The sequence below is a fragment of the Bacillus sp. FSL K6-6038 genome, assembly GCF_038050455.1.
Lineage (GTDB): Bacteria > Bacillota > Bacilli > Bacillales > Bacillaceae_G > Bacillus_A > Bacillus_A pseudomycoides.
In genome coordinates this window covers 1382718-1394844 of the sequence record NZ_JBBOUH010000001.1, presented here as the reverse complement: position 1 = coordinate 1394844, position 12127 = coordinate 1382718, and the positions used below count along the sequence as shown (strand labels likewise).

The 12127-nt window shown below is 36.0% G+C and carries 10 protein-coding genes; 4 read left to right on the top strand and 6 right to left on the bottom strand.

Annotated elements, in window-relative coordinates:
* Entirely contained in the window at positions 1 to 675 is a 675-nt protein-coding gene (locus NSQ40_RS07025) for a response regulator transcription factor (RefSeq protein WP_258248210.1), read from the bottom strand.
* Positions 672 to 1649, bottom strand: coding sequence for a YncE family protein (locus NSQ40_RS07020; protein ID WP_033798114.1), 978 nt, complete (start codon positions 1647 to 1649; stop codon positions 672 to 674). The genes NSQ40_RS07025 and NSQ40_RS07020 overlap by 4 nt, the downstream gene beginning before the upstream one ends.
* Positions 1650 to 1786: 137 nt before the next feature.
* Between NSQ40_RS07020 and NSQ40_RS07015 the strand changes: the two genes are divergently transcribed.
* The 4 genes from NSQ40_RS07015 to NSQ40_RS07000 all read left to right on the top strand — a co-directional run bounded on the left by NSQ40_RS07015 (position 1787) and on the right by NSQ40_RS07000 (position 7118).
* Positions 1787 to 2902 carry a CdaR family transcriptional regulator gene (locus tag NSQ40_RS07015; RefSeq protein WP_003196047.1) on the top strand — a complete coding sequence of 372 codons (1116 nt, stop codon included), beginning with the start codon at positions 1787 to 1789 and terminating at the stop codon, positions 2900 to 2902.
* Between the two features lie 177 nt (positions 2903 to 3079).
* Positions 3080 to 4492 (top strand): glycolate oxidase subunit GlcD, encoded by a 1413-nt coding sequence (gene glcD / locus NSQ40_RS07010; protein WP_003196046.1) that lies wholly within the window; start codon positions 3080 to 3082, stop codon positions 4490 to 4492.
* Entirely contained in the window at positions 4489 to 5817 is a 1329-nt protein-coding gene (locus NSQ40_RS07005; RefSeq protein WP_033795993.1) for a (Fe-S)-binding protein, read from the top strand. Before glcD ends, NSQ40_RS07005 begins: the two co-directional genes overlap by 4 nt.
* A gap of 458 nt (positions 5818 to 6275) precedes the next feature.
* Positions 6276 to 7118 (top strand): CAP domain-containing protein, encoded by an 843-nt coding sequence (locus tag NSQ40_RS07000; protein ID WP_341286084.1) that lies wholly within the window; start codon positions 6276 to 6278, stop codon positions 7116 to 7118.
* 368 nt (positions 7119 to 7486) lie between these two features.
* Here NSQ40_RS07000 and NSQ40_RS06995 read toward each other — a convergent pair whose 3' ends face one another.
* From NSQ40_RS06995 to NSQ40_RS06980, 4 genes are all read right to left on the bottom strand, one after another.
* The gene (locus NSQ40_RS06995; protein ID WP_018764147.1) at positions 7487 to 8092 is read right to left on the bottom strand and encodes a DUF1648 domain-containing protein; all 606 of its coding nucleotides are present in this window, start codon (positions 8090 to 8092) and stop codon (positions 7487 to 7489) included.
* A 90-nt stretch (positions 8093 to 8182) separates the two neighbouring features.
* The gene (locus NSQ40_RS06990; RefSeq protein ID WP_003196042.1) at positions 8183 to 9106 is read right to left on the bottom strand and encodes an RluA family pseudouridine synthase; all 924 of its coding nucleotides are present in this window, start codon (positions 9104 to 9106) and stop codon (positions 8183 to 8185) included.
* 100 nt (positions 9107 to 9206) lie between these two features.
* Complete coding sequence (locus NSQ40_RS06985; protein ID WP_003196041.1) at positions 9207 to 9623, bottom strand: hypothetical protein; 417 nt, start codon at positions 9621 to 9623, stop codon at positions 9207 to 9209.
* Between the two features lie 283 nt (positions 9624 to 9906).
* Entirely contained in the window at positions 9907 to 12102 is a 2196-nt protein-coding gene (locus tag NSQ40_RS06980) for an MMPL family transporter (protein ID WP_258248209.1), read from the bottom strand.
* Between the last annotated feature and the right edge of the window lie 25 nt (positions 12103 to 12127).

Genomic DNA, 12127 nt, shown 5'->3' with positions numbered 1-12127 from the left:
TTACACCTCAAATTTATAACCTACACCCCAAACTGTTTGAATGTAGTTTCCACTTTCTCCAAGTTTTAAACGCATCGTTTTCACATGTGTATCTACCGTTCTCGTACTTCCTGCGTAATCATATCCCCATACCTTTTCAAGTAATTGCTCACGACTAAACACTTGTCCATTATGCCCGCAAAGAAAATAAAGTAGATCAAACTCTTTTACAGTAAGAGAAATAGACTCTCCGTCTATTTCAATTCGACGACTTTTTTCGTTAATTACGATTGAACCAAATTGAAGTTCTTCTTCTTGTTGTTCTTGCTTCGTATATCTTCTTAATACAGCTTCCATACGAGCAATGAGCTCACCTGGACTAAATGGCTTTACAATATAATCGTCCGCTCCCATCCGTAAACCATTAACGCGGTTCCATTCTTCTCCTTTTGCTGTTAAAAAAATAATTGGTACATCCGATGTTTTTCGAATTTCTTTACAGACTGAAATTCCATCCATCTGTGGCATCATAATATCTAAAATAACAAAATCGTAATGATCTGTATCAAGCATATGAAGCGCATCTTTTCCGTTCTCTGCTTCTCCCCATTCATATCCGAAATTATCTAAATACATCCCAACAAGCTGTCTCATATCACTTTCATCATCTACAAGTAATACTTTATGTTTGTTCATCTCTCTCCCTCTCTCCCTTCTCGCTGCGTAAGTTGAAACGGTCCCTTTCCAACCGCAATCGTTTGTTTCACTTTCATTTTCTGAATATCAATTACATACACTTCATTACTATCATAGCTAGCTACATAACCTTCTTTCCCACTTTTCAAAAAAGCAAATGGATTAGATCCTACCTCAAGAGCTCCTACTTCTTGATATGTTCGCGCATCAAATTTTCTTAATGTATTTGATCCATGACTTAATGCATACACGAATTTTTCATCTCCTGCAAGACTAACTGGCATAAATGGTGCATGTAAAGAGCGAATCATCTGTCCATCTGCTAAAGAATAAACCAATACTTTCTCATTCACTTGCTTCCCATCTCCATGTCCACCAATCCATATTTCCTTTCCATCAGCGCTGACCATTGCCCCTGTTGATGCTGGTGGTACCATAAATGAATGCACAACTTTCTTTTGGTCTAAGTCAATTGTTGATAACTGTGTATCATAAAAATTTAATACATGTAATTGTTTATCATTCTGCACCATTGTTAGCGGGCCTTTTCCTACCGAAACACTCTCTGTCTCTTTCCCATTTATTGTAAAGAATCGTACTTTTTGTTCATTTTGATCAGCCATAAATAATTGTTTTCCATCATTTGATACGATGACATTCGTAATTCCTTTTCCCGTTTTCCATTTGTTCACTTCGTTTCCTTCTGTTAACGAGTATATATATGCATATTCTAACTGCTTACCATATACAAGCATGTCTTCCCCACTTGGCAGCAGCACGATTCCTGTAATAGGTTCTTTTAATTCCCATGTTGTTAATGTCTTTTTCGACTTTTCATCAATAAAACTAACGCTACCTTCTTTAATATTTGTTGTTATGATGATACTTTTATTTTTAGCAATCGGTGTATATGAATTCCCCTGACATCCTGCTAACAGAAACAAAAAACATAGCAGAAAAAAGTATTTCTTCAAAAGATTCCCTCCATCTTTAGATGATTTCGTTATAATTGTAAAATAGCAAATATTTGTGAGGAAAGTGTGAAATCTTCCTAGTCTTAATAAAACTACATATATAATGTACAACAAATAGAAATAGAGGTGTGCAAATTATGCTTTTTCCCGATTTAGCAAACAAAATTGTCCGTGAAGTTCGAAGGCTACTTACTGAAAATATTATAATTATTGATATACAAGGCACAATTATCGCTAGCACAAATCCAGCACGAATTGGACAATTTCATGAAGGCGCCCTTCGCTGTGCGAAAGAAAAGAAAACTGTCATCATTACAAAAGAAGATGAACGATATTTACAAGGGGTAAAAGCAGGAATGAATCTGCCTCTCCTTTTCCATGATGAAGTAATTGGCGTTATTGGCATTACAGGTGAACCCGAAAACATTTCACAATACGGGGAAATATTACGAAAAATGACCGAATTATTAATTCATGAAAATTATTTTTTAGAACAACTAGAACTCGAGCAACGTTCCTATGAAGCTTTTGTTTTTGATTGGTTGCAAAGCAATGATTGGTCTCCTAGTTTTCTCGACCGTGCGAAAACACTCGGTATCGATTTACATAAGAAAAAACAACTTATTTTATTTTCATTTGATCAAGATGATACAATGCTACAACGGAAAATTTGGCAGCATATTCGTAACTTGTTAGCTAAAGAGGAACTATTTGTACGATGGGGAAATGACCGTTTTATATTATTTACAACAATGGAAGCAAAGAAAAGAACTTTTCAATTTTTAAAGAGATTGAAACACGATTGTGAATCTTTATTTCCGATTATACTATATATTGGTATTGGACAAACAGTAATGCCAAATGAAATGCATGTATCATACGAACAAGCATTGCGTGCGCTTTCGGTTGCCTTTAAAACAAAAGGCATTATATTTAATGAAGATTTACGTTTAGAAATGTGTTTACAAGATATTACCGCTAACACTCGTGAAGAATTTCTTCAACGCACCATTTATCACTTGCTACCTGCAACTGAACTCATGCAAACACTACGCTTATTTATCGATCATAATCAATCCTATAAACAAACAGCAGAACTGTTACACATTCATATTAATACATTACATTACAGACTTAAAAAAATAGAAGATTATACAGGACTTGACCCAAAACAATTTAAAGATTTAATTATTTTATACTTTGCACTTCTTTTATTAGATAATCATACAAAAAAAGACAGCAAAAACAATTAATCTTCAGTTGATTATACATAGAAAGAAATCCCCTACTTTTTTATGATTATAATGAAAACACTGTTACAACGTGTATATTCTTATTTTCATCATTCAGTAAATAGTCACTGAATGATGAAATGAGTCAAACTCTTATGAATAGGATAAACAAGTTAACAGTTTGAGGGGGATTTTCTAATGTTAGAACAACATATTATTGATTCATTCGTATCCATTGTTGGCAAAGATAATGTAGATACGTCCAACATGGGACGTTTAACGTATAGCTACGATGCAACTCCAAATTTCCAAGCGATGCCCGATGCGGTTGTCGCACCACGCAACACGAACGAAGTAGCTGAAATATTAAAAGTATGTAACGATCATAAAGTTCCAGTTTACGTACGAGGCTCTGGAACAAACCTTTGCGCAGGAACATGTCCACTTGAAGGCGGAGTTGTTCTTATCTTCCGCCATATGAATCATATTTTAGAAATAGATGAAGAAAACTTAACAATTACCGTGCAAGCTGGTGTCATTACACTTGATATTATTAAAGCAGTGGTAGAAAAAGGGCTATTTTATCCACCAGATCCAAGCTCTATGAAGATTTCTACAATCGGTGGGAATATCAATGAAAATTCCGGTGGCTTACGCGGTTTAAAATACGGTGTAACACGAGATTATGTTATGGGCCTTGAGATTGTCTTGCCAAATGGTGATATCATTCGCACCGGTGGTAAATTAGCAAAAGATGTAGCTGGCTATGATTTAACTCGCCTATTCATCGGCTCTGAAGGGACACTTGGTGTTGTAACAAAAGCCATTTTAAAACTTGTTCCAATGCCTGAAACAAAGAAAACAATGCTTGCATTATATCAAGACATCAATGAAGCCGCTCGTGCTGTATCAGCAATTATTGCCAATAAAATTATTCCAGCAACACTTGAATTTTTAGATCAACCAACAATTGAAGTGGTAGAAGAATTTGCACAGATTGGTTTACCAACAGATGTAAAAGCAATTCTCCTAATCGAACAAGATGGCTCTCCTGAAGTTGTGAACCGCGATATTGAAAAAATGGCTGAAGTTTGCCGTTCTATGCATGCGGTTGATGTTCGTATTGCAAAGGATGAAACAGAAGCAGATGCACTCCGTACAGCGCGTCGCAGTGCGCTCTCTGCTCTAGCAAGACTGAAACCTACCACAATTTTAGAAGATGCTACTGTACCACGTTCTCAAATTGCTCCTATGGTTGAAGCAATTAATGCCATCGCTAAAAAATATGATATTTCTATTTGTACATTTGGGCATGCTGGTGATGGAAACTTACATCCAACATGTATGACCGATGCTCGTAATGCTGAAGAAATGCACCGTGCTGAACAAGCCTTTGCAGAAATTTTCGAAAAGGCAATTGAACTTGGTGGTACCATTACAGGTGAACATGGCGTTGGTGCCATGAAAGCTCCTTATTTAGAGTTGAAATTAGGAAAAGAAGGCATCGCTGCTATGAAAGGTATTAAGCAAGCTTTCGATCCACATAACATTATGAATCCTGGAAAAATGTTTGCCAAGGACTCTCGTAAAAGAGTGGTGGTAGAAAGATGACAACATTAAATAAGGGACAGATTCAAAAAGCATTTAAAGAACGCCTGAATGAAGATGAATTATTAAACTGTATGCGATGTGGATTTTGTTTACCAACTTGTCCTACCTATATTCAATCTGGATATAAAGAGTCTCATTCCCCGCGCGGTCGTATCGCTTTAATGAAGGGCGTTGTCGATGGATTAATTGAGCCGGATGAAGATATTGAAAATACATTAAATGTTTGCCTTGGGTGCCGCGCTTGTGAACCTGTTTGCCCATCTGGCGTAAATTACGGACATTTATTAGAAGAAGCACGCGATATTATGAATCAAAATAAAAAGTTCTCTATGCCCGTCAAAGCTGTTCGTAAAATTGTATTCGAAGGCTTATTCCCTCACCAAAATCGCATGCGAACATTAACAGGACTAATCGGTTTTTATCAACGCTCTGGCTTACAAACGTTAACACATAAAACAGGCATTATGAAGTTGTTCCCAGAAACACTCGCAACAATGGATCTCGTCTTACCAAAAGTACCTAAGATGAAAGAAATGAAAAATCGCCCTGAATTTTTACCAGCTGAAACAACAAAGAAAAAACGTGTTGCTTTCTTTACTGGCTGTTTAATGGATACAATGTTTTTGGAAACAAACAACGCTACGATGAAACTCCTTCAACTTGCTGGCTGTGATGTTGTGATTCCAAAAGAACAAAGTTGCTGCGGAGCACTACATGGTCATGCCGGAGAAAAAAGTGGCGCAAAAGAGCTTGCAAAACGAAACATCCAAGCCTTTGAAGATTTAAAAATTGATTATATTATTACAAACGCCGGTGGTTGTGGCGCGTATCTCGTAGATTATGACTACTTATTAAAAGATGATCCAAAATGGGCAGAACGCGCAAAACAATTTGTTACGAAAATAAAAGATATCACTGCTATTTTAGTAGAATTAGATTTTCATAAACGAACTGATTTACGCCTTCCTCCGCAAATTATTACGTATCAAGACTCTTGTCACTTGCGTAATGTCATGCGGACATCTTCTCAACCTCGTATGCTCTTACAAGCAATTCAAGGTGTGACATATCGTGAAATGAAAGAAGCGGATCGTTGCTGTGGTTCTGCTGGTATTTATAATATTGTACATTCGGAATTATCCATGGAATTTTTAGATTACAAAATGGAACGTGTTCATGAAACCGATGCAACAACAATTGTCACTGCAAATCCAGGGTGCTTACTACAAATGAAACTCGGCATTGAACGTGAAAAGCTTTCTCATAAAATGAGAGGTATTCATATTGTAGATTTATTATTAGAAGCAATTGAATCAAACTCGTAATATATGTAACAATGTGAAAACGGCTATCTCTTTCTTCTATGTAAAGAGATAGCCGCTTTTTTATTCGCTACAAGATTAAAAATATGTTACCGTCTATAAAAAAAGAACAACAAAAAGATTACAACTTCGTAAAAAAGCATCCATTATATTCCTCAAAAAAGTGGTAAAACCCTTGATGTGAATGGTTTTCATCTTTCCTAAATAGGTAATTTCACCCAAAATATCACCTTTATAAGCAAGGCAGAAAATGCTGAAACTTCCTTTTACAATCTAGTTTTCTCGCATTTCATCTCTTATTTAAATCTAGGATAAAATAGGTAATTTTATAGTCTATGTATTTTTTTCCATCTTTTTTCCGGCAATTTGTATGCTACGATGAATTTGTCAGTCGGACAGGCTGTCAAAAATAAATCTGTGTGAGAACAGTTAAAAAACTTTTACATAGGGGGACACATATCATGAAAAAGCGTGTTTTATTATCTGTAGCAGCAGCAACTGCATTTACATTCGGAGCATCTACTCTTAGTGCCGAGGCAGCAACGGTACAACCATCCACAATAAAGGTTCAGAATATTCAGCATTCTAAAGTCTTTATGCAACATATGAATCAACAAGAATTACAAAAATACTTACAATCTATGGGAATTAACTCTCTAGCACAATGGAATCAAGTAAAATTCCAACAAGGGAACTGCTTCATTCCTGGTCAGCAACCAAACGTACCTACTACACCAGAGGTTACTAAACCAGAAACTACTAAACCAGAAACTACTAAACCGGTAGAACAAAAACCGGCTGAAGAAACAGCAAAACCAGAGGCTCAAAAGCCAGCTGAAAACAACAACAACAACAACAACAATACTAATAACAATGAAGCACAAAAACCGGCTGAAAATAAGCCAGCTGAAGAAGCAAAAGGCTCTTTAAGCGAATTTGAACAACGCGTTGTTGAATTAACAAATGCTGAGCGTGCAAAACAAGGCTTACCAGCATTAAAAGTTGACGCTGAATTAAGTAAAGTTGCACGTGCTAAATCTGAAGATATGCAAAAAAATAACTACTTCGATCATAATAGCCCAACATACGGATCTCCATTCGATATGATGAAGAAGTTCGGTATTTCTTATAAATCTGCAGGTGAAAACATCGCACAAGGCCAACGTACACCAGAAGAAGTTGTACAAGCTTGGATGAATAGTGAAGGTCACCGTGCAAATATTTTAAATAGCGGTTACACTCACATCGGTGTTGGTTATGTTGAAAGTGGAAACTACTGGACACAACAATTTATTACGAAGTAAGTATATGAATTAAAACCTTTCTTTTTAGAGGGGGAGAGAGGATCTGGCCGCACATAGAAGCGGTCAGATCCTTTTTCTGTCCCATGCCATGTGAAACCAAAAGGAGACAATGAGTGCAGGTCTCCTTTTGGTCTTCATAGCCGCGACTTATATATTGGAAAATCAAAATGGACTTATATATATAAGGAGTCTCCTATTATAGAAGACTCCTTTTTTCCCTCTATTCGCGAGCAGTAAGACCCCCACCTCAAAATTCAGCGAAAACAAGACGTTAGGTTTTGGGATCAACTGCCCGGAAAAGCTCGATTGGTGAGGGCCGATAATCAGCGGGGGGAGATAAAGAAGCCCCCACTGATTAAAGTTTTACTTTATGTTTCATAATTTTCTAGTATATATGAATACAAAATACAACACATAAAAGCAATAGACCCACAGCTAATCACACCGATTAGTAGATACAATCCCCATTGTAGTTTCAAAAACAAACAAATTAATATGATAAGCGACATGTATTGAAAAATACGCTGACTAAACAAACGTATTTTCTGTAACACAATCGGCTCCTCTTCTTTTTTTCTTCCTTTTTTAAATCCTTTACTAACCATAAAAAGAAACGCGCTAATCCCTATTATAAGACCCGTTTGAAATGGTATATCTATTCCAGTGCCAATAGCAAGAATAAACATATGAATAAATAATAAAAATAGCGATACATTCTCTTTAAATCTCATCACAATATAGTGGTCATTCTCATTAAACTTATATACGTAACGTGAGATTATATACAACAGACCATGAAAAAAAACAATAAGATAAGGAATAAATAATACCACCACTTGCTTCCTCGCATATTCATTTGGTTCACCATTCTGATTCCAGTGCACCGCTAGATAATTCGGTAAATTTGGATATAGAAACAACGTAAATAGAAGGCCAGCAAAAAATATACCCATAATATATTTATATCTTACCAAGTAATCTTCACCTCTCTTTTCTATTTACGGCTTCGATTTTCACAAAAAATTTCCTGCAAAAAATATCTTTCTCAACTAAACAGAAAAACTTTACTTGTTCGACGTTTGGAAAGATTTCATGATGTTATTTAAATAGCTAGGAAGTGGAACCTCTACTGTTATCTCTTCTTTTGTAATTGGATGTAAAAATGCAATCCGCATAGCATGTAAGGCTTGACTTGACATATATGTGGATTGTCCACCATATAACGTATCACCAATTAGTGGATGACCACTATGACTCATATGAACGCGAATTTGATGTGTTTTTCCTGTCTCTAATTGTAACGTTACAAGCGTTACATCTTGATGCTTAAAATATTTCTCTACCCGATAATGCGTTACCGCTTGATCGCCTTTTAAAGAAACTCGGCGTCTTGTTGCATGATGTCGATCTCTTCCAATCGCTGCGTCAATTATCCCTTGCTTCTTTTTTACTTTCCCTTCCACCAATGCCAAATACGTTCTTTTAATGTTACGCTCCATTAATAACCGATCCATAATAGCACCAGCTATCCCATGTTTTGCAAATACAACGCCACCCGTTGTATCTTTATCTAATCGATGAATATGCCGTACTTTCGTCTCCACACCTTGCATTTGTAAATGAAAAGCAACAAGGTTTGCAAGTGTTCCTGTTCCACCTTTGCTAGAAGGATGCGTATCCATATGCGCAGGTTTATTTACAATTAATACGTGATCGTCTTCAAATATCACTTCTAAATCACCGAACTCCGGCTGGACACCATATTCTTCCTGGATAAACATATGAACTTGCAATTTATCTCCTTCTGCTAAAGGTTCACTCCATCGTTTTCGTTCTCCATTGACGATGATACCTTTTTCCATACGAAGTTGATGTAATAGTTTTTTGGGGACGCCCCATTCTTCTTTTAACAAAGAATCAATGCTGATACCGCTCCATTTAGCAGGAACCGTAATTTCACACCATTCTCCCTTTCTTTTCATTTCCATGCTTTATCCACCTTATTTCTATTGATTCTACTATTGTAACGGAAAATGATTCATTATGCATTGTTTAAAGCAAAAGACAGTCTATTGCATAGACTGCCCTCTAAGCACGTAATTTCTTCATTTCTCGTAACATTTGTTCTGCTTTTTGCTCATAAGATAAATCTTTAAAAAAATCTGCTAATCGCTTGTAGTCATTGTAAGCATCTAATAAATCATCTATCGTTTCTTCCTGAGAAACTTTTGGCTTCGATTTCATTTTCACCGGGTACCGATAACCGGACACCTCATGTATTTTATAATATTCTTCCTCCACTTGAATTACTTTCACAAGTTCCTCTTCTTCAGCATCCATTGTGTACCCATCAAATTCCCTCAGTAATTCATAAATAATATGAGTCCATTCATCTTTTGGGTAAAACCCTTTTTCTAGTCTATAGCCGACAATGCGATACATGTGCCCATCATTTTCTGCAAACTGTACAGTATCATTTAACTTAAATTTAAAATAGCGAAACATTGTCTTCACCTGCTTTTATATGTATTGTTCTTACCACATACTATTTGCAAAAAGAGGGTGATGCTATTCATAAAAAAAGCGCTCCTCCTATAAGAGAAACTGCTAAAAAACGTTTCTTTTTGGGTGAGAGGGAGGAAATGAGAGGAGATCCGCTTTTGTGTTCATATCCGCGATTGATATGTCAGTAAATCAAAATGAATATATATGGAAAGAATGACGGATCAAAAAAGACCACTGAAAAACTTCCGTTTTTCAGTGGTCTCTCTACAAGATGAGCGCTTTTTTAATCCGATGATTTTACTTTTTTCTTTCGAAACGGCAGCCACCAGTTCCAATCTCCGAACATTTTCATTAAACTTGGTACAAGCATAAGTCGAATTATTGTTGCATCAAGAAAAATAGCAAGTGCCACACCGAGTCCCATTTGCTTTACTGGTAAAATATCAGTAAATGCGAATGCACCTGTTACAACAATCATAATGAGAGCAGCTGATGTAATGATACGACTCGTTGATACAAGCCCTTCTAACGTTGCCGTATCATTATCTCCTGTCTCTTCATACAATTCATGAATACGAGAAATAAGAAATACTTCATAATCCATACTTAAGCCGAACACAAGGCCGAATATAAAGATTGGTAACACGAATAAAACTGAACTTTCTTCCAATCCGAAATGTCCACCTTCAAATAGCCAAATCACAATACCAATGGTTGCACTTAAACTAAGCACATTCATCACAATGGCCTTAATTGGAATAAGTATAGATCGGAATGCAAAGAGCAAAATAAAGAAAGTGGAACCGAAAATGACAGACATCCCAACCACAACTTTATCTTTAATTTCATCCTCTAACTCTTGTTGAAATGTTGTCATACCACCTAAATAATACGTAATACTGTCATCTTTATACGTGTCTTTAAAATCACGAACCCATTGCTTCGCAGTTTCCGTCCTCGGCTTTGTATCCAAGGAAATTTGAAGAGTTGTTTTATTTCCTTTTGTATATGCTTCCAGTACAGGTTCCACTTGCGTACGCTGTGGGGATTGTAACAATGTAGCAAGCTGTTCAGGTTTCATACCGTTTAGTTCATCATATAGACTTTTTACTTTATATACATGCTTATCTTTTTTCAGTTTTTGAATAACATCTTCTAACTTCTGTAAATTTTCTTTCTCTATGACATTACTTTTCATCTCTAGTACTAGTGTAACATCGGCATGTGTTTTTACAATTTTGTTAAATGACTCTTCATACCTTTCATATGCAATTCGTGTATCACTTTTCTCTGGCAATGCTTCTACACCAGGAAATTGCAGATTAGCAGTGCGAAGCGGCAACAAACAGACAATAATAAACAATGTAACAACGATAATCATCATAATAGGATGCTTCATAACAAATTGAGCGAACTTACGCCACATATTTGAAGTGCGAGGTGCAGTTTGATCCCTTTTCAAGATTCGCTTCCCTATTAACGATAACAATGCCGGAAGAAGTGTAAGTGAAAATAACATACTCATTATAACAACAATCATCCCGCTAATCGCAACAGACTGAATATAATCAATTTCAAAGAAAAACAAACCGGATAAACCAACAAAAACACATAACCCTGAAAATACAATAGCACGCCCCGCTGTTTGATATGTGACAGCTATCGCCTCTTTTACTGTCCGATATGCCACTTCCTCTCGAAACCGATTCACAAACATCAATGCAAAGTCAATTGATAGCGCAAGCCCAATCATAGGTGCAACATTTAATACAAAAATAGATAACTCTTTATCTACACCAATAAAATATAAAATGCCCATTGTACTAATAACACTCAGCGCCCCATTTAAAATCGGCAAGATGGAAGCAAGCAAGCTACCGAATGAAAATAGTAGTACAAGAAAGGCAATTGGCAATCCAATCATTTCTGCTACTTTCAAATCATTTTGTGTCCGCTCATTAATTTCTTCATTAATCTTTGGAAAACCTGTTGGTGATACTTTCAAAGTATCGTTACTTTCCTTTTCTATTTCTTTTGCAAATTGTAATGTCTTTTCATTCCGTTCTTTACTTGTTTTCCCGGAAAATAAAATTGTCGCATACGCAATATCGTCTTGTAACATTTCTTTATTTTCTAATGGATGATGGAATGAATCATACGTTTCTTTCGTTTGAATTCTTGTTGTAATGTCTTCGATTCTTTTTTGAAAATCCTCTTTTGAAATTCCTTTATTCTTCTGGAAAACAAGAAGGAGCGTATCTTGAGACTGTTTAAAATCTTTATCTAAAATTGCTTTTGTCGTTTGATAGTCTCCTTTTGTTTGGAAACCATCGCCCCCTAATACCCCTGGAAGTTTTGGTGCGAAAATGCCGAGTGCTATCGCTAACACAACTAATGTAATTATGACTGTATAGCGAAGTTGATAAAGAAAACTACCGAATTTCCCCCATTTATCTATTTTATGTACATTTGTCTTCACACATCTTCACCTACTTTATATAATT

Bases quoted from the DNA above. Each gene is read 5' to 3' on its own strand.
- NSQ40_RS07025 (WP_258248210.1), bottom strand. From the start codon at position 675: ATGAACAAACATAAAGTATTACTTGTAGATGATGAAAGTGATATGAGA.
- NSQ40_RS07015 (WP_003196047.1), top strand. From the start codon at position 1,787: ATGCTTTTTCCCGATTTAGCAAACAAAATTGTCCGTGAAGTTCGAAGG.
- glcD (WP_003196046.1), top strand. From the start codon at position 3,080: ATGTTAGAACAACATATTATTGATTCATTCGTATCCATTGTTGGCAAA.
- NSQ40_RS07005 (WP_033795993.1), top strand. From the start codon at position 4,489: ATGACAACATTAAATAAGGGACAGATTCAAAAAGCATTTAAAGAACGC.
- NSQ40_RS07000 (WP_341286084.1), top strand. From the start codon at position 6,276: ATGAAAAAGCGTGTTTTATTATCTGTAGCAGCAGCAACTGCATTTACA.
- NSQ40_RS06990 (WP_003196042.1), bottom strand. From the start codon at position 9,106: ATGGAAATGAAAAGAAAGGGAGAATGGTGTGAAATTACGGTTCCTGCT.
- NSQ40_RS06985 (WP_003196041.1), bottom strand. From the start codon at position 9,623: ATGTTTCGCTATTTTAAATTTAAGTTAAATGATACTGTACAGTTTGCA.